The organism is Leifsonia sp. RCC_180, assembly GCF_058138205.1.
The window spans coordinates 3,225,517-3,248,766 of record NZ_CP200340.1; the positions used below are offsets into that span (position 1 = coordinate 3,225,517).

Sequence of the window (23,250 nt, forward strand, 5' to 3'; positions counted from 1 at the left end):
CCCCGCACCGCATCTCGGCCAGACTGGGCGCATGAGTGTCTCCTCCCCGGGCGTCGTGCGCCGCTGGGTTCTTCCGGTCATCCGCATCGTGGTGTTCGCCGCGATCGCCGTCGCCCTGGTCAAGCTCGCGTTCTTCAACGGTGCTACGTCGGGAACCGACGGCATCGTGCCGACGGCCGAAGTGAGCGATCCGACCACGACCGTGCAGACAGGGTCGATCCGCAATGACATCAGCCTGGATGCGACGGTGTACCCGGATGCAGCCGTGCCGGTGCGCGCGACGGCTTCAGGTGAGGTCTCGAAGGTCGACGTCGCGGTCGGTGCGGCGGTCGACGCCGGCACCGCGGTCGTCGTGGTGAAGCATCCACTGGCGACCGCAGCCGCCGACGGCACCCCGCTGTTCGAGAGGGTGACCATCAGCGCGGGTGCGGCCGGGACGCTGTCGGCGCTGAGCGTTCTCGTCGGACAGCAGGTCGCTGTGGGCGACACGATCGCGCAGGTCGCACCGCCGACCTTCAATGTCACGGGGACGATCGCTCCGGTCGAGCAGTACCGCCTCCTCACCAAGCCGACCGAGGCGACGGTCACCATTGCGGGCGGACCGGCTCCCTTCACGTGCACGGGTCTGACGATCAACGCTCCATTGGCCGGTGCCGGCGCCGGCGCTTCGCCGGACTCCTCCGGCGACGCACCCGCACCCGCGGGCCCCTCGGCGTCGGGTTCCGGTTCGAACGCCGGCCCGAGCGTGCGCTGCGCCGTACCCGCGGGAGTGACCGTGTTCGGCGGCCTCTCGGCGAAACTCACGATCAGCGCGGGAGCCGCTGCCGATGCGCTCGTCGTGCCCGCGACAGCGGTGGAGGGCAGCGGCACGGCCGGCACCATCTACCGTCCGGCAGCGGGCGGAGGTGCTCCCAAGCCGGTCAAGGTCGAGCTCGGCATCTTCGACGGCCGGAACGTGCAGATCGTCTCCGGTCTGAAAGAGGGCGAGGAGATCCTCGAGTTCGTACCCTCGAAGTCCGACGAGCAGGCGGCCGCCGCGATGAACGGCCTGGGCGGCTGATGCCGCTCCTCGAACTGGAGGGCGTAACGCGCGTCGTGCCGATCCCCGACGACGAGCCGTTGCGCATCCTGAGCGGTGTGGACCTGGTGGTCGACGCGGGCGAGCACGTCTCGATCGTCGGCCGCAGCGGTTCCGGCAAGTCGACCCTCCTCAACATCCTGGGCCTGCTGGACGAACCGACCGACGGCAGCATCACGTTCGACGGTGTGCCGGTGCGACGGATGTCGTCCGCTGACCGTGATCGCCGGCGCGGCCGTGAGGTCGGGTTCATCTTCCAGCAGTTCAACCTGCTTCCGGGCCGCACGGCCCTCGAGAACGTCGCGACCCCGCTGCTCTATGCGGAGCCCCGGCGGTTCTGGCGTCGTCGGCGCCTCGCGCTGGAAATGCTCGACAGGGTTGGGCTGGCGAACCGGGCCGAGTGGATGCCGAGCCGCCTCTCCGGCGGGGAGCAGCAGCGCGTCGCCATCGCCCGTGCTCTGGTCCGCAACCCTCGGGTGATCCTCGCGGACGAGCCGACCGGCGCCCTCGACGTCCAGACCGGACAGTCCGTCATGCAGTTGCTCGACTCCGTCGCCCACGACACCCAGTCGGCGCTCGTCACCATCACCCACGATCCCGCGATCGCCGCGCTCGCGGACCGGCGGTTCCGGCTCGACGGCGGGATTCTGCACCCCGAACACGCGGAGGCCGTCCGGTGAGGGCGATCACCGCCCTCTGCGGCATTCTCGTCGAGGCCTGGTCGGAGTTCCGGGTCTACCGCGCCCGCGTGCTGATGTCCATCGTTGGCGTGGCCGTCGCCATCATGGCGCTCACGGCCATAGCGGCGATTTCGGCGGTCGCGCAGCAGGGCGTCGTCGAAGGGTTGGAACGCGGGCAGGGCCGCCCGGCGATGCTCAACATCAGTCCGCCCTATTCGAACGACGGGCAGCAACTGGTGTCGGATGACACCTTCAGCGCTCAGGTCCGAAACGAGCTCGCACGCTATAAGGTCCGCTACTGGAGCCGGCAAGGTTTCGCGCAGCCCGTCGCCCGCGGGGTCCCGGTCGACGCGAACCTGAACGGGCAGACGGTCGACCCGGACTACGGCGTCATGTTCCGCACCCGCATAGTCTCCGGGTCGTGGTTCTCCAGCGGAGACGCCGACCGGCTCGTGCCGGCCGTCGTCATCAACGAGGGACTCTGGAGGCTGCTCGGCTCACCCGATGTGCGGACGCATCCGGTTCTCCACCTGATCAGCCCGAGCTCGGTGGACGCCGTCATCATCGGCGTCGCGGCCGGCGGCGACGAGCACTCCGCACAGCTCTGGATGCTGTTCGACGCGTACCAAGCGCTCGTGCCGCCGGGTTCGGCCGCGAACGTGTCGGGGTCGACGCAATACTTCGCGTGGGTTCCGGAGCCGATGTCAGCCCAGCTGTCCGACCGCCTGGCCTCGGACCTGTCGCACGCGGTCGGAAACGGCGGCACCGTGCAGGTCAACCGGCAGGACTACGCGTCATTCGATGGTCCCGATCCGCTGCTGTTCCTCAAGATCGTGGGCGGCGCTGCGGCCGGTCTGATCCTTCTGCTCGGTGCCCTCGGCCTCCTCAACATCTCGATGGTGACGGTCCGGTCGCGGATCCGCGAGATCGGGATCCGCCGCAGCTTCGGCGCCACCGCGGGGCGCGTGTTCGCGGGGGTGATGATGGAGAGCGTCGTCGCGACGGCCGTTGCGGGCGTGATCGGGGTGATGGTCGCGATCCTTGCGCTCGAGAACCCGATCGTCGCCGGGTTCCTGCATCGGCAGGGCCTTCAGGATGTGCCCGCCTTCCCGCTTTCGGCCGCCGCGTTCGGGATGCTGGTGGCGATCGGCGTCGGTGCGCTCGCCGGCGTGCTCCCGGCGATGGTGGCGATTCGGGTGCGACCGATCGACGCGATCCGGTTCTGAGGACCGCCTGCGCGCCGGGCCGCTGGCGTTCAGCGCCGACGCGGGAGCCGCACGGTGACGGCGGCGCCCCCTCCACTCGGATTCGTCGCCCCCACCGTCCCGTGGTGCCGGCTCACCACCTCCGCCACCAGCGCCAGCCCGAGTCCGTAGTGCCGGGCGCGGTCGTCTCCCGGCTGCGCGGCGCGCGCACTCGCGAAGCGCTCGAACGCGCCGTCCGCCACCCCGGCGGAGAAGCCGGGACCGTCGTCCTGGACGGAGAGGACGACTCGGTCTTGGGACGTGGACACGGTCAGCCGCACCTCGGACGCCGCATGGTCCAGCGCGTTGTCGACGAGCGCGACGATCATCCGCCGAAGCGACACCGGTGTGCCGGTGACGAGCGCATCCGGCTGCGCGTCGACCACGATCGAGAGCCCGCGATCGGCCGCCCGCCCTTCCGCCGAGCGCGCGACCGTCGCCGCCAGCTCACCCAGGCCGACGCCTTCGCTCTCCGCGGTCTGACGGGGGTCGGCGGCGGTCAGGAGGTCCTGCACGATCTCGGTGAGCGCCCGGCTGTCGTCGACGATCTCGTCGAGGCCCGAGCGGACTTCGTCGTCGGAGGCTCCGCCCGGCGCCGACACCACGTGACGGCGGAGCAGCTGGGCGCGCGTGCTCAAAAGCGTCAGCGGAGTGCGGAGCTCGTGGCCCGCATCCGCGACGAACCTGCGCTGCAGTGCAAGCGCGTCCGCCAGCGGGCGAATGGACCGCCGCGCGAGCACCAGCCCGAGTCCGGCAGCCGCGATGGTGGCGATCAGGCCACTGATCACCAGTGCGAGCACCAGCCGGCTCAGTTCCTCCTGCTGCTCGCCCAGGCCGTACGCGACCTGCACCACCTTGCCGTGGCGAACATCCGTCACGGTCAGGTAGCGCTGTCCGCCGGCTTCCACGGTTCCGGAGACCGACCCGCCCTCGCGAGCCACCTGATCGAGGGCGGCCTCGTCCGGGAGGCCGGCGGGCATGTTGGGAGAACTGTCGCGGCCTTGCGGCGTGACGACCGTGACGAGCAGGTCCCGCGGCGCGTCGTGCGTCGAGTCGACCATCGACGCGTCGGAGAGCGCACGCCGCGCGGCTTCGACCTGTCCGGCGGCGACGACGCTGTAGACGACCACGCCGAGTGCGACGAACAGGCCCAGGATGATCAGGGCGAACTGGGCCGCCAGCCGAAGGGATGCGGAACGCAGCTCGCGATCGTCGGCGCGGCTCACCGCAGCCCGCCCATCCGATAGCCGACGCCGCGGACCGTGTCGACGAGCGAACGTCCGAACTTCCGGCGCAGGTGATGCACGTAGGTGTCCACCACCCCCGGGTCGTCCGCCGCCGCGAACACCTCGTCCAGGAGGAGCGCGCGGGAGAACACCTGGCCCGGGCGCCGGGCCAGCAGCTCCAGAAGAGCGGACTCGCGTTCGGAGAGGACCGACCGCGAGCCGTCGTCGAGTGTGACCGTGCGGCTGCCGATGTCGAGCCGGCCGCCTGGGAAGCGCACAACGGGCACGACCGCGGCCGCGCGCCGGGTCAGCCCACGAACACGGGCGACCAGTTCGTCGATGTCGAACGGCTTGGCGAGGTAGTCCTCCGCGCCGGCGTTCAGCCCGTCGACCCGGTCGGGAGCGGTGCCCAGCGCGGACAGCACCAGGACGGGCGTCGTGACCCCGTCGTCGCGCAGCCGGCGCAGCACATCCAGCCCTTCCACCGCGGGCAGGCCCCGGTCGAGCACGATGGCGTCGAACTCGGCGGTGAGGCCGAGGTGGAGAGCGCGCTGGCCGTCTCGCGCGAGCTCCACGTCGAAACCTTCGGATTCCAGGAGCCCGGTCAGCATGCCGGCGAGCCGGCTGTCGTCTTCGGCGACCAGCACGCGCAGGTTTCCGGTCACGTTGGCAGTATAGGAGCCGGGTGATCCCTCCACAGGGGCGGCCACCGTCACCGGGCGCTCGCCGGGCGCGCGAACGTCAGGTCTCCGGCTCCGAGCAGGCGCCCGGCCGCATCCACGGCGAGGACGCCGCGTGCTCCGGCGGCCAGCGCGTGATCGATGCCGTCGGGCCCCATCGCGAACACGGTCGTCGCCAGCACGTCCGCAGTGGTCAGGTCGTCCGCCACGACGGTCGCGCTGAGCAGGCCGCGGGCGGGGGAGTCGTCGCGGCCGTCCACGATGTGCTGCCCGCGTTCGTAGGCGCCCGAGGTCGCCACCCCCACGTCGCTGACCGTCAGGACGGCCAGCATCGCGGACGGATCGTGGGGAGAACGGATGCCGACACTCCACGGCGTCCCTGGCTGCGGGTTCCCGGAGACCACCACGTCGCCGCCGGCATTCAGGCAGAAGTCGCGGAGACCCGCGGAGCGGAGCTCTCGTGCGGCGCGGGCGGCAGCCCATCCCTTGACGACGCCGTCCAGATCCCAGGCGCCGTCCGGTCGGCGGATGCGGAACGCGCCTCCGGAGGCACGGCACGCCTCCTCCCCGATAGCGACGACCTCGCGGAAGTCCCCGCTGTACGCGGCGCGGTCATCGGCGGACGCGTTTGCGCGACTCAGCTCGCTGTCCGGGCGATAGGCGCTGAAGCGTCGGTCGGCCTCCCGCAGCACCCCGAAGGCGCGCTCGGCGGCCTCCGTCCCATCCACTCCGTCTCGGATGTCGATCGACATCGGGATGCCCATCACGGTCTCCAGGAACCTCATCGCTGGTCGATCGCCGACTGGACCGACTGGATGTAGCCCTCCGAGGTGTAGGTCGCTCCGGACACCGTGTCGATGTTCGCCGACTGCGAGGCGAGCACCTCCTGCTCGAGGATGGGCAGTGCCTGGTCGTTGATCTCGACGTCACGTCCGTCGCGGTCGGGCGATTGGAGGGTCTTCACCGCGGTGATCGTGTTGCCGGAGAAGGTGACCTCCACCTGCACTGCACCGTACCGGGTGTCGACGGCCGAGCCGGTGACGGTGGTGGATGCCGTGGACGCAGAAGCAGAAGGCGACGGGGTGGCGGACGCGGATGCGGACGGGTCGGGGGTGGCCGTCGTGGTCGAGCCGCCGCTCGACGTGTCCGAGGTCGTGCCGCTCGTCGTCGAATGGACCGAGGTGGAAGCGGCCACCGTATCCTGGCCGATGCCGTAAAGTTTCAGGCCGACGGTGGCGCCCATGACGACGACGATCGCAGTGAAGAGGACGGTTCCCCGCCAGGGTGTGCTGCTCATGACATGCTCAGTTCTTCTCGGTGGATGAAACGGTTCGGCATCCGCAGCGCCCGGAGGGACGCCACGGCCCGCTGGCCCATCCCTTCCGGCCCGCAGATGAAGGCCTCCCAGTTGTGGAGGTCCGGGATGAGGTGGCGCAACGGCTCGATGTCGAGCGGGTCATAACCGAGTTCCGAGCGGCGGCCGACCAGCGGAATGACCGTCACTTCGGGCATGGCCTGCAGCTCACCGAGGAGGGCGAGGTGCCGTGGCGAGCGGGCGCGGTAGAGGACGACCGGTCGGGCGCCGCGCCGGACCAGCTCCTCGGCGAGGGCGCGGATCGGCCCGATCCCGGCACCACCGGCGATCAGCAGGATGCGCTCCCGGCTCGCCCGATCCGCGGTGAAACGGCCGAACGGCCCCTCCGCGAAGACCAGGGAGCCGGCTTTGAGGGCGGGCAGGCGACTGGAGTGGTCGCCGATCGAACCCACGGTGATGCGGAGGTGGCCGTTCGCGGGCACGGCGGACACCGAGTAGGGGTGGGCGGTGCCGAGGTGACCCCAGCTGAGGAAGCGGAACAGGAGGAAGTTGCCCGCCCGCACGCCGAGCTGCTCGATGCGCGGGCCGGTCAGCCACACGCTGTTGACGCCTTCGCTCTCGGGCACGACGGCGGCCACGCGCATCCGGCCGCGCCAGGCGTCGAGGGAGGGCAGGATGAACCGCCAGGTCAGCACGGCAGCCGCCGTACCGAGGTAGAGCGCGATCCAGAGGATGCGGTTGACCGGATCGGAGACGAAGTGGGCGCCGCCGCTCAACTGATGGAAGAAGGTGAGGAAGATCGAGACGTAGGTGGTGACGTGCAGCCAGTACCAGACCTCGTACGACAGCTTCGTGCGGATCAGCCGGGCGCTGCTGAGACCGACGACGAGGAACGCGATCGTGCCGATCAGGGCGGTCAGCATGTCCGGATACGACTGCAGGATGGACACGAACTCGGTCCAGGGCGGGTTCTTGTCGAGGAGCTCCCCACCCAGCACCAGGAACAGCACGTGGGCGACGATGAGGAAGAGGACGGAGGCACCGAGGGAGCGGTGCCACGAGACCAGCTTGTCGAGCCCGACGGCCCTCTCGAACCACGGCACGCGGGCGATCAGCAGCACCTGGGCGCACACGAGGAAGCCGCCGACCATCCCGCTCACCTCGCCGAGAGAGGTGAGGGCGTTCGCGGGGGTCGCCGCGAACCCTGCCGGAACCGCCAGCCACCACATCCCCAGAACGACGATGACGCCGATCACCAGTGCCGCGCGAACCGCCCGAGCTCCGCTCCGCCGCCCGGCGCTTCGGCTGGAGGTGCGCACCCGTCGGGCCGGCGCGGTCACGCTCAACGTCTGATCCATGTATCCCACGATGCAGACGCATTCTTTGTGGATTCTTACGTGAGGTGGGAGCCCCCTATGAGGCTGATATGAAACGGCGCGATCCCTAGGTGACGCCGATCGTTTCAGCCGCAAGGGGGGCGGACTGCTCCGTCATGAGGAGTCCGTGGTTGCTGTTGGAGGCCGCCATCAGCGTCTCCAGCCATTCGCGATCGATTCCCCCGGGCGTCACGGCGTTGTACCGGAACACCAGGGTGATGGCAGGATCCACCCAGATGGTGACCCTGCCGCAGTCGGCTCCCGCGTCTCCCGTCCAGGACACGAAGAAGCCCTCGCGCCGCCGAAGCTTGGATCCGATCACGATCTGCAGGTGCGCCAGCATCCGATCGTCGATCTCGATCTCCTGGTGACCCCCGTAAACCAACACGCCCATGGGTCCTGCTCCCGTCCGACCCCGCGCACATGTTGGCCCCGATCGCTCCGCGCGGTCGGGGTCCGGGACCACGGCGGAGCGCCGCGACGTCGTTGTCGCGACACTCCTATTGTGCGCTCCGCGGAGCGTTTCCGACCCCACCAATTCGTCGGCCGGAAGACGAACGCGCAGCGCCTTCAGTCGGTGGCAGGGAGCCGCAGGCCGGCGAGCAGGATGTGCACCATCCGGTCGGCGCGCCCGGGGATCGTGTCACCCGGTCCCGCACCGTGGCACAGGTTCGCAACGGCGCCGAGGAACTCCGCCGGGTCCACGTCCTGAGCGATGTCCCCTGCCGAGCGCGCGGCGGCGAGCAGCCGTTCGAGGGGCGGCGCGAGGTGCGTCGAGAAGTAGTCCGCGAGCGGTTCGTACGCAGGGTCGCCCGAGTGGAGGGCGGCGGCGAGGCCGCGCTTGGTCGCGACGAACTGTGTATAGCGCATGATCCACTCGTCGAGCGCCTGACCCGGCGGATAGGCGGCCTCGATCGCCGTCGCCGCCTCGGCGCAGGCGTCGATCTCGTGCCGGAAGACCGCTGAGATCAGGTCGGACCGGAGGGGGAAGTGGCGGTACAGGGTTCCGACACCGACACCCGCCCGCTCAGCGATGGCGCGCACGGGCGCCTCGACACCGGATTCGACGAAGACCGCCTTCGCGGCCTCGACCAGCGCGGTGACGTTCCGTTGCGCGTCGGCCCGGCGGGCCCGCGCAGACGTACCCGCTGCGACCGCTTCCGCGTGGGCGGGTTCCGTCGTTCTGGCGGGCATGGCGGGAGGCTCCTCTGGCGGTCTGGGGGATGCGCGTGTACAGTCGACCATAAGTGGAACATTGTTCCGGTTAGCCCGTGGGCCAACCGGAGTGATGTTCCGCTTCCTCGAGACTACAGGAGAAGAATCATGCAGCACCGAACTCTCGGCCGCACCGGCATCAAGGTGACCCCCTACGCGCTCGGCGCGATGATGCTCGGGTCGCTGGGCAACCCCGACCGGGCGGAGGGCATCCGGATCATCCACCGGGCGCTGGACTCCGGGATCAACTTCGTGGACACCGCGGACCGCTACGGCGATTCCGAAGAGGTGGTCGGCGAGGCGCTCAAGGGCCGACGCGACGAGGTCGTGCTCGCCACCAAGTTCTGGGGGCCGGTCGACGACGACATCAACCACCGCGGCGCATCCCGGCGGTGGATCGTGCAGGCCGTCGAGCGCTCGCTGCGACGCCTGCAGACGGACCACATCGACCTCTACCAGCTGCACCGTCCCGATCCCGAGACCGACATCGACGAGACGCTCTCCGCCCTGACCGACCTGGTGAGGCAGGGCAAGGTCAGGGCGATCGGGTCGTCGTCGATGCGGGGCTCCGAGATCGTCGAGGCCCAATGGATGTCGGAGCGGCGCGGGTACGAGCGGTTCCGCACCGAGCAGCCCAACTACTCCATCCTCGACCGCGAGATCGAACGCGAGATCCTGCCGGTGGCCCAGCGCTACGGCATGGGCACCCTCGTCTACAGCCCTCTCGCTGGAGGCACTCTCACCGGCCGATACCGGGCCGGGCGGGAGAACGACAACTTCCGCTCCACCCGCACCGGTATGAACCACTTCCGCGACGAGCGCCGGCTCGCCGCCGTCGAAGAGCTGATCGCGCTCTCCGACGAGGTCGGCGTGAAGCTCACCCATCTGGCGATGGCCTTCGTCGTCGCGCATCCCGGAGTCACTTCGGCGATCGCCGGCCCGCGCACGATGGAGCAGCTGGAGGACACCCTGGCCGGGGCTGAGGTCACGCTGTCGGATGAGATCCTCGACCGGATCGACGCGATCGTCCCACCGGGGGAGAGCATCGGCGCGATGGACATGGTCTACCGGGGCGTGGAGGTGGGGGAGCCGTCGCTCCGGCGCCGTCCGCTCGGCGAGCGACCGGTGGCGTGAGCCGTCGCCGTACCCTGATTCGGGAGGGTCGGGCGAGCGCGGAACGCGTCGATCGCGAGGTCGGCGAAGCGGCGCGCGACGGCGGGCAGTAGGTCCGGCCGGGCTGCCGTCAGCCCACGACCGGCCGCCAGGATGACGACGAGGTCGTCGATCGCGAAGTCGGCCCGGAGCATCCCGTCGCGCTGCGCACGCCGGGCGAGGCCACTCAGCAGTCGGAGCAGCTCCCGCCGGTGCTGCGCGATGGCGGCGGACGGTGCCGAGGAGACCAGCGCATCCACGAACCCTCTGTTTCGCGCGTTCAGCACGATCAGGCGCTGGAGAGTGCCGGTGAAGCCGCTCCACGCGTCGGGATCGGCGCATCCCTCTTCGACGATCCGTCGGCAGGCCCGGAACTCGATCGAGAACGCTTCGTCGATGAGCGCCTGCCGGGTCGGGAACCTGCGGTACAGCGTCGCCGGGCCGACGTCGGCACGCCGAGCGATGTCGCGCATCCCGACGTCGAGGCCCCGCTCGGCGAACAGTGCGGCCGCTGCGGCGAGGATCCGGTCGCGGTTCTCCTGTGCGTCGGACCGCAGGCGAGTCAGTTCGCGGGTCATCTGTTCCACTTCCTCCAAGCGGACGCGGGCGTCCACTACCGTGCGAGGGTAGCACCGGCGTTCGGGAAGAAGAGGGAGCAGTCGTGAGGGCAGTCATCATCGAGGAGTTCGGGGACGCGAGCGGGATGCGCGTGGTGGAACGGGAGACGCCCGCCGCGCAGCCCGGACACGTGCTCATCAGGACCGAGGCGATCGGCGTCGGCGGTGTGGATGCGGTGATCCGTCGCGGCACGGTCGGCTCGGTCTCCTCCGCGGGGATGATCCCCGGCAGCGAGGTGTCCGGAACGGTGGTCTCCGTGGGCGCAGGCGTCGATGACTCCTGGATCGGCAGACGCGTGTGGGCGTTCACCGGGATCTCGGGCGGCTACGCCGAGTTCGCCGTGGCGCATGTCGACGATCTCTCGGTCATCCCGTCGGGGCTCTCGTCGAGCGACGCGGTGACGCTGGGCAGCGCCGCCACGGTCGCGCACTTCGCGCTCGCGCACGCACGATTCCGGTCGGGCGAATCGGTGCTGGTGCGCGGCGCGGCCGGGAGCATCGGCATCGCCGCGATCGAGCTGGCGGTTCGCGGCGGCGCCAGCGTTGTCGCGGCCACCACCGCCTCCGCGGAGCGCGGTCGGCGGCTCCGCGAGCGGGGCGCGACGCACATCCTGGACCGGGCGGGACAGGGTGACGCGGAGGCGCCGGACGCCTTCGATGTGATCATCGACATCGCCGGGGGAGCGGAGGTTCCGGCCTTCCTCGACCGGCTCGCTCCCAACGGCCGGTTCGTCCTCGTCGGCGCCATCGCCGGATTCCCTCCGCCCGACTTCGGCCTGACGCTGCTGCGCTCCTTTCAGCAGTCCCGCTCGTTCGCGACGTTCAGTCTTGCCACGATCCCGGTCGCGGAGCGCAACCAGGCTCGGGAGGAGCTGCTCCGGCTGGCCGCCCGAGACGAACTCACCGCGGTGGTCGACGAGATCCTGCCGCTCGAAGAGGCGCCGGAGGCGCACCGCAGGATGGACGACGGCAGCGTGTTCGGCCGCATCGTCCTCGTCCCGACCGCTCGGTAGCATGCAGCATGACCATCAGAATGGACAACGTGGGCATCGCCGTCCGCGATCTCGACGAGACGATCTCCTTCTTCACCGACCTGGGGCTCACGGTCGTCGGCCGCGACACGGTCAGCGGTGAGTGGACCGACACCGCAGTCGGTCTGGACGGGAACCACGCCCGTATCGCGATGCTGCAGACGCCGGACGGCAGCGGCCGGCTGGAACTGTTCGAGTACATCCACCCGGAGGCGATCGAGACCGCGCCGACGCTTCCCAACGAGATCGGGATGCACCGGGTCGCGTTCGCCGTAGACGACATCGACGAGGCCCTCGCGATTGCGGCCACGCACGGATGCCATCCGCTGCGTGGTGTCGCCACCTACCAGGACATCTACAAGCTCACCTATCTGCGCGGGCCCAGCGGCATCCTCGTCATGCTCGCGCAGAAGCTGAAGGACGACTGACGGCCGCTCGAAGGCGACACGGTCGGGCCTAGCCGCGTCCCGCTCCGGGGGTGCAGTCTCTGCCCTGTGGGGTGCCGCCCCGGTGAGGAGCACGACCGTGCCGAAGCAGAACGAGCCGACCGAATCCATCGTCGCCGCGAACCGTGCATGGCTTGATCGCAGCATCTTTCAGGATGTGGCCGACTTCGAGGACGCGGATCGGGGGTTCCTGGGTACCCTCGACGAACCGGCGATCACCGACGCGGACGGGCGGGTGGTCTTCGACGCGTCCCAGTTCGATTTCCTGGCCGGCGACGCCCCGGACTCGGTCAACCCGAGCCTGTGGCGGCAAGGGAACCTGATCCAGCGCAACGGCCTGTTCGAGGTGGTCGAGGGACTTTATCAGGTGCGCGGTCTCGACCTCTCCGTGATGTCGCTGATCGAGGGGGACACCGGCGTGATCGTGGTGGACCCGCTGGTGTCGCAGGAGACCGCGGCGGCGGCGCTGGCTCTGTATCGGAAGCACCGAGGCGACCGTCGGGTGGTCGCCGTCATCCACACCCACTCGCACATCGACCACTTCGGCGGGGTGTTGGGCATCGTCACTCCGGAGGCGGCGGAGCCGGGGGAGGTGCCCATCGTCGCTCCCGAGGGATTCCTGACGCACGCGATCGAGGAGAACGTCTACGCCGGCACGGCGATGGCCCGCAGGGCGGCGTACATGTACGGCGCGGTCCTGCCGCGCGGGCCGAAGGGGCAGGTCGGTGCCGGCCTCGCGCAGACCAACTCCATCGGGACGCCGGGGATCCTGCCGCCCACGGTCGAGATCGCGACCACCGGCGAGACTCACACGTTCGACGGCGTGGAGGTCGAGTTCCAGTTGGCGCCGAACACCGAGGCGCCGGCGGAGATGCACTTCTACATCCCGCGCTTCCGGGCGCTGTGCATGGCCGAGAACGCGACCCACAACCTGCACAATCTGCTGACGCTGCGCGGCGCCCTGGTGCGCGACCCGCACATCTGGTCGCGGTATCTGACCGAGGCGATCGAACGATACGGCAGTCGCTCGGACGTGCTGTTCGCCTCCCACCACTGGCCCACCTGGGGAACCGACCGCATCCTGCACTTCCTCGCGGTCCAGCGGGATCTCTACGGCTACCTGCACGACCAGACTCTGCGACAGCTGAACCAGGGCTACAACGGCGCCGAGATCGCCGAGACGTTCCAGCTGCCGCCGGCGCTGGAGCAGGAGTGGAGCACGCACGGCTACTACGGCTCGGTATCGCACAACGTGCGCGCCATCTACCAGCGGTACATGGGGTTCTTCGACGGCAATCCGTCCCGGCTCTGGCCGCATCCCCCGACGGAGCAGGCCGAGCGCTGGGCGGCGCTCGTCGGTGGCGTCGGGAAGCTCATCGAGGGGGCCCGAGCCGCCTACGAGGCAGGCGACTTCCGCTGGGCCGCGACGCTGCTCGACACGGCGGTGTTCGCCGACCCGAAGAGTGCCGACCCGCAGAACGCCGAGGCGAAAGCGCTGCTGGCCGACACGTACGAGCAGCTGGGCTACGGCGCCGAGAACGCGACCTGGCGCAACTTCTTCCTCTCGGGCGCGAGGGAGCTGCGCGAGGGCAACTTCGGGACCCCGATCTCCGGCAACGCGCCGACGCTCCTCAACCAGCTGTCGCCGGAGCAGATCTTCGACGCGATCGCCATCCAGATCGACGGGCCGAAGGCGTGGGACCTGGACCTCGCGATCGACATCACCTTCACGGACCTCCGGCGCAGTTTCCGCGTGACGCTGCGCAACGGCGTCCTCGTCTCTGTGGAGAAGGAGCCGGCCGACGACGCGCAGTTGCACGTCACCACCACGCGTCCGCGCTTCCTCGCCCTGACGGCGGGCGACACCGCGACGCCAGGGATCACCCTGGAGGGCGACGCCCGAGTGCTGGAGCAGCTGACGAGCGTGCTCGACCCGGGCGACCCGGACTTCGAGATCGTCGTGCCCTAGCTGGAGAAATTGCCGTTGTTCGAGCCCGGTTTGGTGGTCGGGGGCGTATCCAGGCTCCCCTCGTCCAGAAGCTGCAGGCCGAGGGGCGTGGACGCAGACACGACGAGCGCGTTGATCCACTCCCGGTTGATCTCGGGGAAACGGCTGCCGGAGTATTTGAAGTGCAGGTCGGTGTGCGGGCCGATCCACACGGCGCTGCGGCCGTCCCCCACGGTCTCGTTGTCGCGCCAGTTCAACATGAACGTCTCCTGGCGGCGGAGCTTGGTGCCGACCGCGATCTGCAGGTGCGCGAGGACGCGGTCGTCGAACGCGATCGCCAGACGGCCGGCGCCGTAGAACAGGGTTCCCATCTTCGTGTCTCTCCTCGCTGCGGCGCTGCTGGCCGGGCTACTCGTCGAAGCCGTCGTTCGTGTAGTCGGCGCTCTCCTCGAACACCGGCCGGGACGGCTGCAAGCTCGCCGTCTTCTCCCGCATGGATTGCGTCGCGTGCGCATCGGTCAGGTCCACTCCGCGGTCGAGGGCCGGCGCCGAGAACAACTGGCTTGCCGGACCGATGAGCAAGCGGGTGCGGCCCTGCAGCCCCTCATCGGAAAGCGCCGGGACGGTGACCAGATCCGACTTGCCGACGTCGGCGAGCGCCTTGGCGTACATGACCAACGCCTCGCACACGTCGTCGTCGAGAAAGATGTATCCCCCTGCGTAGTACAACTTCTGCATGCCACATCATTGACACCGTTTTCCCGAATTTTCTAGGGATACCCCGGTGCGGGCATCCGCGGCGTAAAATCGCTCGCACAGCGTCCCGGACCTCGATGCGATTTGATCAGAGGCGGGCCGCCATGACAGAAGCATCGGGGCTTTCGAGCCGGCGTGACGGCGGTTACGCCGGGCTCGCCACTGTCATTCGTGAGTCGGGGCTGCTGCGCCGCCGGTACGGGTACTACTGGACGAAGCTGGCGCTGGTCCCGATCGTCACCGCCGTGACCGTGGCGGCGTTCGTGCTGATCGGCGACAGCTGGTGGCAGCTGATCACCGCCGGGGTGTTCGCCTTCGTGTTCACGCAGATCGCCTTCCTCGGACATGACGCGGCGCATCGGCAGATCTTCCGCTCCGGCCGGTGGAACGACTGGACGAGCCTCCTCGTCGGCAACCTCTTCGTCGGGATGAGCTACGGCTGGTGGCAGCACAAGCACACGCGGCACCACGCCAATCCGAACCAAGAGGGGGTCGATCCCGATCTCGACCTCCCGGTGGTCGCCTTCACTCCCGGCCGGGCGGCGGCGGCGCGTTCGGACCTGGTGCGCTGGCTGATCGGTCACCAGGGATGGTTCTTCTTCCCCATCCTGCTGCTGGAGGGGCTCTCCCTCCACGCGTCGAGCGTCCGGCGGGTGGTCACGGGCGGCCAGCTGCAGCGGCGGCCGGTGGAGATCGCCTTCCTCACCATCCGCATCGTCGGCTACCTGGCGCTGGTCTTCCTCGTCCTCTCGCCCGGGATCGCGGCCGCGTTCCTGGCCATCCAGCTGGGCCTGTTCGGCTTCTACATGGGGATGTCATTCGCCCCCAACCACAAGGGGATGCCACTGGTACCGCACGACATGAAGCTGGACTTCCTGCGGAGGCAGGTGCTGATGAGCCGCAACATCCGCGGCAACCGGACGCTCGACTTCCTGATGGGTGGCCTCAACTATCAGATCGAGCACCACCTGTTCCCGTCCATGCCGCGGCCGCACCTCCGGAGGGCGGCGCCGATGATCCGTGCGTACTGCGAGGCGCAGAAGGTGCCTTATACGGAGACGGGACTGCTGAGCTCGTACGCGATCGTGACCCGGCACATCAACAGCGTCGGTCTCGGTGATCGGGACCCATTCAGCTGCCCCCTCCTGGAGTTGCGGCAGGTCTCCTCGACGACGGAGTAGCGCCGGCCTCCGGATCGATCGTCAGGCCGGCTCGATCACGGGGAGCAGCTGACCGGCGAGCACGTCGCCGATTTCAGCGGCGACGACCCCGATGAGCGGCGCCGTGAACATCGCTGAAAGGGCGTGTGCGGCGTGGGCGGGCTCGTCGGCGGGCGCGACCGTCACCCCGTCGGCGCGCTGGGTGACCGCCAGCGGGACGAAGCGGACCGTCCCTGCCGAACCGGACCATCCCGTCGACACCGTCTCCGCCAGGAGCGCCTGGGGGTGAAGGATGCCGGACAGCCGCTCGAGAGCCGGTCGCACGAACGCCTCGAACGACACGAACGCAGCGGTCGGCGTGCCGGGGAGGGCGATCCACGGGACTCCGTTCCAACTGCCGTGCGCCTGCGGTCTGCCCGGGCGCATGGCGACACGGGTCAGCAGGCCGCCGGGTGAGCCGGCGATCGTGTGCCCGAGGATGTCGTGCGTCCCCGCGCCGAGGCCACCGGTGGACACGATCAGATCGACGTCACGGCAGGCCTCGTCGAGGGCGGCGTCGACCGCTCCGCGAGCATCGCCCGCCCTATAGATGCCCGTGATCTCCCCGCCCACGGCACGCACGGCGGCGCAGAGGTACACGGCGTTGGAGTCAGGGATGGTCCCCGCCGACGGGTCGGAGCAGCCGGTCAGGCCGTCGCTCAGCTCGTCGCCGGAGGACAGCACGGCAACGCGCGGGCGCCGGCGGACGGCGACCGTCCAGTGACCGGTGGCCGCCAGAAGCGCGAGGGCCCGTGCCGTCAGCGTCGTGCCCTGCGGGAGAAGCGCCTCTCCGGCCGACACGTCTTCCCCCGCCCACCGGATATTCGGCTTGGCGGGCGGCCACACCTCGACGGTCTGGTCGTCGGTGAACCGGCCGGCCGTCGAGAGCTCGACCGGGATGACCAGGTCGGCCCCCTCGGGAACGGGCGCGCCGGTCATGATTCGCACCGCTTCTCCCGGGCCGAGAGGATGCGCGCGGCGGTGCCCGGCCGGCACCCGATCCACCACGGTCAGCCGCGCAGGATGCGACGGGGTGGCGCCCGCGACGTCCGCGGACCGGACGGCGTATCCATCCATCGCCGAGTTGTCGAACAGCGGCGCGGGCTGCAGGGCGGCCATATCCGTCGCGGTGACCCGGCCGCCGCCGTCGATCAGAGCAACATGCTCGATCGGCAGCGGCCGCACCAGGGCGACGACGGCAGCACGGTACTCGGCGACGGTGCAGGCGAGCTGGTCCATCCCCACCTCCTCAGGTGTCGATGAGCCCACGCTAGGCCGCCGCCGTGACCGCGCCGTTGCCGTTGCGTCACCGCGGATTACGTTTCCCTCACACGGCCGCTGACCATACGAGAGGTGTTCGTTACGCCCCTTTCACGTCGCGCGTGTCCCGCCGAAACACGGTGTTCCTAGCGTGGGGGCACCACCTCATTCACCGGCTCCATCCCGCAGGAGGTCCACGATGACCAGCACCGTCTCCGCCCCGTCCGCGCCCGGCACCGCCGGCACGTCGACCGCCACCTCCGAACTCGTCCATCGCCCCGGGAGGTGGATCGAGGGCTGGAACGCCGAGGATCCGGTCCAGTGGCAGCAGGGCGGCGCCGCCATAGCGCAACGGAACCTGCGCTGGTCGATCTTCGCCGAGTTCCTCGGCTTCGTCGTCTGGCAGCTGTGGTCGATCGTCGTCGTCTCGCTGCCCGCGGCGGGATTCACGTTCGACACCGCGCAGACGTTCTGGCTGATCTCGATGCCGAGCCTGGTGGGCGCGACCCTGCGCTTCCCGTACACGTTCATGGTGCCGAAGTTCGGCGGCCGCAACTGGACGATGATCTCCGCGGCGCTGCTGCTCATCCCCGCCATCGGGCTCGCGATCTGCGTGGCCAATCCGCAGACTCCGTTCGGCGTGATGCTGCTGGTGGCCGCCCTCGCCGGCCTCGGCGGCGGGAACTTCGCCAGCTCGATGGCGAACATCACCTTCTTCTACCCGCAGCGGAAGAAGGGATGGGCGCTCGGCCTGAACGCGGCAGGCGGCAACCTGGGCGCAGCCGTCGCGCAGTTCGCCGTGCCGATCGTCATCACCATCGGAGCCGGCGCGACCCTCCAGCTGCCCCTCGCCGGGCTGATCTGGGTGCCGCTGATCATCGTGGCCATCGTCGGCGCGTGGCGGCGCATGGACAACCTGTCCAACGCCCGCTCCGACCTGAAGGCATCGCTGGCCGCCCTCCGTGCCCCGGAGCTGTGGCTGATGGCGCTCCTCTACATCGGGACGTTCGGGTCGTTCATCGGCTTCTCCGGCGTCTTCCCGAAGCTCATCGCCGACCAGTTCCCGTCGTTCAGTTCCTTCCCCGTCGCCGGGGCGACACTCTCCCTCGCCTTCCTCGGCGCCCTCGTCGGCTCCCTGGCCCGGCCGTTCGGTGGCCGGCTGGCCGACCGCTTCGGCGGCAGCGCGATCACGATCGCCGCCTTCGTGGTGATGGCCCTGGGCGCGCTCGCCGTGGTGCTCACGCTGCCGCTCGACAATTTCTGGCTGTTCCTCGCGTTCTTCCTCGTGCTGTTCGTGGCCAGCGGCGCCGGCAACGGGGCGACCTACCGGATGATCCCCACCCTGTTCGCGCTCCGTGCCGGCGCGGCCGACGGCCACAGCTCGGCGGGCGACGTCTCGGCGCAGCGGACGGCGGCAGCGGCCCTCGGGATCGTGTCCGCGTTCGGCGCCTACGGAGGCTTCGTCATCCCACAGGTGCTCGGACTGTCGAAGACGTCCACCGGCGGCTACGAGACGGGCCTCATGTGGTTCGTCGCGGCATACGTCGTGTTGCTCGCCGTCACCGTCGGTGTCGCGGTGCACGGTCGTCGCCGCGGGGTCCGGATCTAGCAGGGATCGCCCGGATGCCCACCGACACGCACTGCCCGTACTGCGCCCTTCAGTGCGCGATGACGCTGACCCCCACCCCGGGCGGGCCGACGCCCGTCGCGGTCACGGGACGCCAGTTCCCGACGAACCGCGGCGGGCTCTGCAAGAAGGGGTGGACGTCGGCGGAGGTGCTGGCGACGTCCGGGCGGCTGACCACACCGCTGATCCGCCGTGAGGGCGAGCTGCGGCCGGCGAGCTGGGATGAAGCTCTTGAGCTGGTGGCCGGCACGTTGACGGCCATCCGCCGGGAGGACGGCGCGGACGCGGTCGGAGTCTTCGGCGGCGGCGGACTCACCAACGAGAAGGCGTACCTGCTCGGCAAGTTCGCCCGGCTCGCCCTCGGTACCTCCCGCATCGACTACAACGGCCGGTTCTGCATGGCCTCCGCGGCGGCGGCCGGCAACCGGGCGTTCGGGGTGGACCGCGGGATGCCGTTCCCGGTGACAGACCTCGATGACGCCGACACCATCCTGCTTCTCGGGTCGAACGTCGCCGCCACCATGCCGCCGTTCCTCGGCCACCTGGCGGGGGCCCGCGCGGCCGGGGGTCTGGTCGTGGTCGACCCTCGCCGCTCGCAGACCGCGCAGCTCACGGCCGAGGGGGCCGGCATCCACCTGCAACCCGCCCCGGGGACCGACCTGGCGCTGCTGCTCGGACTCACCCACGTCGTGCTGGCCGAGGGGCTCGCCGACACCGCCTACCTGGAGCAGCGGGCGACGGGCTTCGACGCGGTGCGCCGCAGCGTCGCCGCCTGGTGGCCGGAGCGCGTGCAGGAGCACACCGGTGTCCCGGTCGGAGAGCTGCGGGAAGTCGCCCGCCGCTTGGCGCGCGGGCGCGGCACGTACATCCTGACGGGGCGCGGCGTGGAGCAGCACGTCGACGGCACCGACACGGCGACCGCCGCCATCAACCTCGCGCTCGTGCTGGGGCTGCCCGGCCGGCCGGGATCGGGTTACGGGACGCTGACCGGCCAGGGCAACGGGCAGGGCGGCCGGGAGCACGGCCAGAAGTGCGACCAGCTGCCCGGCTACCGAAAGATCGCGGATCCGGAGGCGCGCGCCGCGGTCGCCGCGGTCTGGGGAGTCGACCCCGGCACGCTCCCCGGCCCCGGTGTCCCGGCGGTGGAGCTGCTCGGGATGCTCGGTCGGGCGGGCGGCGTGAGGGCCCTACTCGTGCACGGAGCGAACGTCGTGGTCTCGGGTCCCGACGCAGGTGCGATCCGCACCGGTCTGCAGGCTCTCGACCTGCTGGTCGTCTGCGACTTCGTGCTGTCCGAGACGGCCGAGCTCGCCGATGTGGTGCTGCCGGTGACGCAGTGGGCGGAGGAGGAGGGCACGATGACGAGCCTCGAGGGGCGCGTGCTGCGCAGGCGGCGGGCGCTCGACCCGCCGCCGGGTGTGCGGAGCGAGCTCGACATCCTCGCCGACCTCGCCCGCAGACTCGACGCCCCCTCAGCGTGGCCCACCGACCCCGCGGAGGTCTTCGATGAGCTCGCGCGGGCATCGGCCGGCGGGATCGCCGACTACTCCGGGTTGAGCCATGCCCTGCTGGATGCGCAGCTCGCAGCAGGCGAGGCCGCCCACTGGCCGTATCCGGCGGGCTCCAGCGGGACACCCCGGCTGTTCCTCGACCGCTTCGGTCACGATGACGGACGCGCGCGGCTGGTCCCCGTGCGGGCACGGGAACTCGACACCGGCCGCGGGCCGGGAGAGCTGACGCTGATCACCGGGCGCCTGCTGGAGCACTACCAGTCCGGAGCGCAGACGCGGCGGGTGCCCGAACTCCTGTCCGCCCAGCCCGAGGTGCGTGCCGAACTGCACCCGGCGACCGCCGCGCGGTTGGGGATCGCGGACGGCGACCCGGTGCGCGTCCACAACGTGCGCGGCGAGGTCGTGGCCCGCGCACAGCTCACCGGCGGGATGCGGATCGACACCGTCTTCCTGCCCTTCCACTTCGCCGGGCGTCAGTGCGCGAACCTGCTCACTGAGGCGGCCGTCGATCCGGTCTCGGCGATGCCCGAGTTCAAGCGCACGGCCGTGACGGTCGAGCGGGCGCACCAGGAGGAGGCGGCATGAACGGGAGACCGCTGCGCGTCGTGCTGGTCGGCTACGGGCCGGTCGGCGCGCGTTTCGTGGAGGAGCTGCTCCCCGCGGTCGCCGCCGGGGAAGCGAGCCTGACGGTGGTTGGAGCCGAGCGCGAGGACGCGTACAACCGGGTGCTGGTCGCCGAGTACGCCGTCGGCGCGGCGGCTCGCGACCGGCTGGACGTGACGGATACCGACGCGGCGCGGGCTGCAGGGGTCGACATCCGGCTGGGCGATGTGGCGGTGGCGATCGACCGCGACCGGCAGCGGGTCCTCGTCGAAGGAGACAGCAGCGAGGGAGGCGGCGAGCTGCCGTACGACCGGCTGGTGCTCGCGACGGGTGCGCGCGCCAACATCCCGACTCTCGACGGCTTGCAGAGCACCCGCCGTGACCGTTCAGCGGCGCCCACGCCCGCGCTCGACCAGGGCGCTCGTCCGCTCCCGTCCGGCGTCGTCGCCCTGCGCGACCTAGGCGACGCCGCGGCGGTCGCACCGGTCGTCGCCACGGGCGGCACGATCGTGGTGCTCGGCGCTGGGGTGCTCGGGATGGAGTTCGCCCTTCTCGCCGCCGAGCACGGGGCCGAGGTCGTCGTCGTCCACCACGGTGCGGCGCCGATGGCCCGCAACCTGGACGAGCCCGGCGGCCGGATGCTCAGCCGTGCCGCCCGGACGCGGGGCGTGGGAATGGCCGCGCACGCGCGGGCCGAGAGCATCGGCTTCCGCGACCACGACGGCGGACGCGTGTTCGACGGCGTGGGATGCGCGGACGGCACGTACATCCCCGGCGACCTGCTCGTGTTGTCCTGCGGCGTGGGTGCGCGGGTGGAGCTCGCGCTCGCGGCGGGGATCGCCTGCTCCGCCGGCATCCTCGTCGACGAGGAGCTGCGCTCCTGGACCGACCCTGACGTGTTCGCCATCGGCGACTGCGCACAGGTGGCGTCGCCGGACGAAGCGGACGCGGACGGCCGGGTCGCGGGGGCGCCGAGCGGACTCATCGGCCCGGGATGGCGTCAGGCGGGCGCGCTCGCCCGCCGCTTCCGCGCGGAGTCGGCCGGAGGCGCGGCCGGGCACGACGCCGCGGTGGCGCTGCGGGAACGACCGGCCGCCGTGATGCTGAAGGCGACCGGCATCGACGTCGTCGCGGGCGGGAACCACACGGCCGAGCCGTGGGACGCGGACTCCGACGTGACGGTCTGGCTCGACCCTGCCCGGGCCGCCTACCTGAAGGCCGTGGTCCAGGATGGTGCGCTCACGGGCTTCGTCTCGGTGGGGCTCCCGCACGCGGGCGCCGAGCTGACCCTCCTGTTCGAGCGTGGTGCGGCACTGCCCGCCGAGCCGTCCGCTCTGCTGAGACTGGATGCGGCGGATTCCGGAAGCGCCCCAGCCGAGGACCCTCTGGGGCCCGCGGCAACGGTCTGCTGGTGCAACGGCGTCACGGCCGGCCGGATCGGCGAGGCGGCGGCATCCGGGTGCGACACGGTGGATGCTGTCGGCCGCGAGACACGCGCCGGCACGGGGTGCGGCGGCTGCAAGGGGCGCATCGCGAGCCTGCTGGCGGCCGCCCAGGCGGTACCGAAGTAACTCAGCGCGAGTGGTCGCTGTTCGTGCGCTGTTGTTGGAGGTGGTCTTCGCGTTCTCGGGTGTGTCGGCTGGTCATGGTTTCGAGGTCTTCTTCGAATCCGGCGATGACCCGGGCGGCGCTGCGTACTTCTTCGTCGGTCCGTTCGGTGACACGTTGGAGCTGTTGCGAGAATCCGGGATCGTCTGCGACGCCTTCCCGGGCGGCGAGGTGGTAGAAGTCTTCTTGCATGCGCCGCATCTGGGTGCGGTAGTGGTCGACGAATTCCTCGGCGTGCTCGATTCGCTCCCGCGCTGCTCGAGTGGCGTCGTCCTGAGCCTCCTCGAGCTCGCCGAGACTGCTGTAAGTGGTCATGTGATGGTGTTCACTCCGTGGGTGTAGTCGAGGTTGGCAGTGATCGTGCCGACGCCTTCCTCGACCTTTTTCTGTACCAGGCCGGACAGGATGGCGTTGCTGACCGTTACTCCGGCCAGTCGCCCGCCGATCTCTATCGTGTGGGCTTCCACCGGAACCCAGCCTCCGGTTCGGACCAGCGTGTTCTTGGCGTGGACGAGGGGCGGCAGGACCGAGTTCAACATTCCCACCGCCTCGTGGTGGATCAGGGCAGCGATCCCGTCGTGCACTCCGTCGGCGAGGTCATGCAGACCGCTCCCGAATTGCTGGATGAGGTAGGCGAGGTTGGCTTCGTTCGAGCCGAAGTCTGGCATGCCATGTCTT

Annotated in this window: 24 protein-coding genes; 11 read left to right on the forward strand and 13 right to left on the reverse strand. The window is 70.3% G+C overall.

Translation table 11 applies throughout. The annotated features are described in order from the left end of the window. Positions 1–31 precede the first annotated feature (31 nt). From AB7E03_RS15940 to AB7E03_RS15950, 3 genes are read left to right on the forward strand one after another with little or no spacing between them, the layout of a single operon-like run. Complete coding sequence (locus tag AB7E03_RS15940) at positions 32–1,060, forward strand: efflux RND transporter periplasmic adaptor subunit (RefSeq protein ID WP_489942316.1); 1,029 nt, start codon at positions 32–34, stop codon at positions 1,058–1,060. Beyond that, positions 1,060–1,758 (forward strand): ABC transporter ATP-binding protein, encoded by a 699-nt coding sequence (locus AB7E03_RS15945; RefSeq protein WP_489942317.1) that lies wholly within the window; start codon positions 1,060–1,062, stop codon positions 1,756–1,758. The genes AB7E03_RS15940 and AB7E03_RS15945 overlap by 1 nt, the downstream gene beginning before the upstream one ends. Continuing rightward, on the forward strand, positions 1,755–2,984 hold the full coding sequence (locus tag AB7E03_RS15950; protein WP_489942318.1) for an ABC transporter permease: 1,230 nt from the start codon (positions 1,755–1,757) through the stop codon (positions 2,982–2,984). The genes AB7E03_RS15945 and AB7E03_RS15950 overlap by 4 nt, the downstream gene beginning before the upstream one ends. Before the next feature lie 29 nt (positions 2,985–3,013). On the opposite strand, the gene AB7E03_RS15955 is transcribed toward AB7E03_RS15950, so the two are convergent. The 7 genes from AB7E03_RS15955 to AB7E03_RS15985 all read right to left on the reverse strand — a co-directional run bounded on the left by AB7E03_RS15955 (position 3,014) and on the right by AB7E03_RS15985 (position 8,793). Beyond that, positions 3,014–4,228: a sensor histidine kinase gene (locus AB7E03_RS15955; protein ID WP_489942319.1), complete on the reverse strand. Its 1,215-nt coding sequence runs from the start codon at positions 4,226–4,228 to the stop codon at positions 3,014–3,016. After that, positions 4,225–4,893, reverse strand: coding sequence for a response regulator transcription factor (locus AB7E03_RS15960; protein ID WP_489942320.1), 669 nt, complete (start codon positions 4,891–4,893; stop codon positions 4,225–4,227). Before AB7E03_RS15960 ends, AB7E03_RS15955 begins: the two co-directional genes overlap by 4 nt. A gap of 47 nt (positions 4,894–4,940) precedes the next feature. Beyond that, positions 4,941–5,693, reverse strand: coding sequence for an FAD:protein FMN transferase (locus AB7E03_RS15965; protein WP_489942321.1), 753 nt, complete (start codon positions 5,691–5,693; stop codon positions 4,941–4,943). After that, on the reverse strand, positions 5,690–6,205 hold the full coding sequence (locus AB7E03_RS15970) for an FMN-binding protein (protein ID WP_489942322.1): 516 nt from the start codon (positions 6,203–6,205) through the stop codon (positions 5,690–5,692). Before AB7E03_RS15970 ends, AB7E03_RS15965 begins: the two co-directional genes overlap by 4 nt. Next, positions 6,202–7,581 carry a ferredoxin reductase family protein gene (locus AB7E03_RS15975; RefSeq protein ID WP_489942323.1) on the reverse strand — a complete coding sequence of 460 codons (1,380 nt, stop codon included), beginning with the start codon at positions 7,579–7,581 and terminating at the stop codon, positions 6,202–6,204. The genes AB7E03_RS15970 and AB7E03_RS15975 overlap by 4 nt, the downstream gene beginning before the upstream one ends. Positions 7,582–7,666: 85 nt before the next feature. Then, entirely contained in the window at positions 7,667–7,993 is a 327-nt protein-coding gene (locus AB7E03_RS15980; RefSeq protein ID WP_489942324.1) for a DUF7882 family protein, read from the reverse strand. Between the two features lie 176 nt (positions 7,994–8,169). After that, positions 8,170–8,793: a TetR/AcrR family transcriptional regulator gene (locus tag AB7E03_RS15985; RefSeq protein WP_489942325.1), complete on the reverse strand. Its 624-nt coding sequence runs from the start codon at positions 8,791–8,793 to the stop codon at positions 8,170–8,172. A gap of 129 nt (positions 8,794–8,922) precedes the next feature. On the opposite strand from AB7E03_RS15985, the gene AB7E03_RS15990 reads away from it, so the two are divergent. Then, positions 8,923–9,948 carry an aldo/keto reductase gene (locus AB7E03_RS15990; protein ID WP_489942326.1) on the forward strand — a complete coding sequence of 342 codons (1,026 nt, stop codon included), beginning with the start codon at positions 8,923–8,925 and terminating at the stop codon, positions 9,946–9,948. On the opposite strand, the gene AB7E03_RS15995 is transcribed toward AB7E03_RS15990, so the two are convergent. After that, on the reverse strand, positions 9,879–10,544 hold the full coding sequence (locus AB7E03_RS15995; protein ID WP_489942327.1) for a TetR/AcrR family transcriptional regulator: 666 nt from the start codon (positions 10,542–10,544) through the stop codon (positions 9,879–9,881). The genes AB7E03_RS15990 and AB7E03_RS15995 overlap by 70 nt on opposite strands. A gap of 83 nt (positions 10,545–10,627) precedes the next feature. Here AB7E03_RS15995 and AB7E03_RS16000 point away from each other — a divergent pair, with 83 nt between their 5' ends. The 3 genes from AB7E03_RS16000 (at position 10,628) to AB7E03_RS16010 (ending at position 14,029) form a co-directional block, all read left to right on the forward strand. Further along, entirely contained in the window at positions 10,628–11,596 is a 969-nt protein-coding gene (locus tag AB7E03_RS16000) for a zinc-binding dehydrogenase (protein ID WP_489942328.1), read from the forward strand. Positions 11,597–11,604: 8 nt separating this feature from the next. After that, a complete protein-coding gene (locus AB7E03_RS16005) occupies positions 11,605–12,042 on the forward strand; it encodes a VOC family protein (RefSeq protein ID WP_489942329.1) in 438 nt (145 codons plus the stop codon). A gap of 97 nt (positions 12,043–12,139) precedes the next feature. Then, positions 12,140–14,029 carry an alkyl/aryl-sulfatase gene (locus AB7E03_RS16010; protein ID WP_489942330.1) on the forward strand — a complete coding sequence of 630 codons (1,890 nt, stop codon included), beginning with the start codon at positions 12,140–12,142 and terminating at the stop codon, positions 14,027–14,029. On the opposite strand, the gene AB7E03_RS16015 is transcribed toward AB7E03_RS16010, so the two are convergent. Both AB7E03_RS16015 and AB7E03_RS16020 read right to left on the reverse strand, forming a co-directional pair. After that, positions 14,026–14,379: a DUF7882 family protein gene (locus AB7E03_RS16015; RefSeq protein WP_489942331.1), complete on the reverse strand. Its 354-nt coding sequence runs from the start codon at positions 14,377–14,379 to the stop codon at positions 14,026–14,028. The genes AB7E03_RS16010 and AB7E03_RS16015 overlap by 4 nt on opposite strands. Positions 14,380–14,416: 37 nt before the next feature. Further along, the gene (locus tag AB7E03_RS16020) at positions 14,417–14,746 is read right to left on the reverse strand and encodes a hypothetical protein (protein ID WP_489942332.1); all 330 of its coding nucleotides are present in this window, start codon (positions 14,744–14,746) and stop codon (positions 14,417–14,419) included. A gap of 122 nt (positions 14,747–14,868) precedes the next feature. Here AB7E03_RS16020 and AB7E03_RS16025 point away from each other — a divergent pair, with 122 nt between their 5' ends. Beyond that, positions 14,869–15,945 (forward strand): fatty acid desaturase family protein, encoded by a 1,077-nt coding sequence (locus AB7E03_RS16025; protein ID WP_489942333.1) that lies wholly within the window; start codon positions 14,869–14,871, stop codon positions 15,943–15,945. A gap of 21 nt (positions 15,946–15,966) precedes the next feature. On the opposite strand, the gene AB7E03_RS16030 is transcribed toward AB7E03_RS16025, so the two are convergent. Beyond that, the gene (locus AB7E03_RS16030) at positions 15,967–17,202 is read right to left on the reverse strand and encodes a molybdopterin molybdotransferase MoeA (RefSeq protein WP_489942334.1); all 1,236 of its coding nucleotides are present in this window, start codon (positions 17,200–17,202) and stop codon (positions 15,967–15,969) included. 220 nt (positions 17,203–17,422) lie between these two features. Here AB7E03_RS16030 and AB7E03_RS16035 point away from each other — a divergent pair, with 220 nt between their 5' ends. The 3 genes from AB7E03_RS16035 to AB7E03_RS16045 are packed head-to-tail and all read left to right on the forward strand — an operon-like array spanning position 17,423 to position 22,535. Next, positions 17,423–18,832 carry an MFS transporter gene (locus AB7E03_RS16035; protein ID WP_489942335.1) on the forward strand — a complete coding sequence of 470 codons (1,410 nt, stop codon included), beginning with the start codon at positions 17,423–17,425 and terminating at the stop codon, positions 18,830–18,832. Between the two features lie 14 nt (positions 18,833–18,846). Continuing rightward, on the forward strand, positions 18,847–20,946 hold the full coding sequence (locus tag AB7E03_RS16040; protein WP_489942336.1) for a molybdopterin oxidoreductase family protein: 2,100 nt from the start codon (positions 18,847–18,849) through the stop codon (positions 20,944–20,946). Continuing rightward, on the forward strand, positions 20,943–22,535 hold the full coding sequence (locus tag AB7E03_RS16045; protein ID WP_489942337.1) for an FAD-dependent oxidoreductase: 1,593 nt from the start codon (positions 20,943–20,945) through the stop codon (positions 22,533–22,535). The genes AB7E03_RS16040 and AB7E03_RS16045 overlap by 4 nt, the downstream gene beginning before the upstream one ends. A gap of 1 nt (position 22,536) precedes the next feature. Here AB7E03_RS16045 and AB7E03_RS16050 read toward each other — a convergent pair whose 3' ends face one another. Both AB7E03_RS16050 and AB7E03_RS16055 read right to left on the reverse strand, forming a co-directional pair. Continuing rightward, positions 22,537–22,887, reverse strand: a complete 351-nt coding sequence (locus AB7E03_RS16050; protein WP_489942338.1) for a hypothetical protein — start codon at positions 22,885–22,887, stop codon at positions 22,537–22,539. After that, positions 22,884–23,240, reverse strand: coding sequence for a hypothetical protein (locus AB7E03_RS16055; protein WP_441783441.1), 357 nt, complete (start codon positions 23,238–23,240; stop codon positions 22,884–22,886). Before AB7E03_RS16055 ends, AB7E03_RS16050 begins: the two co-directional genes overlap by 4 nt. Positions 23,241–23,250: the final 10 nt, after the last annotated feature.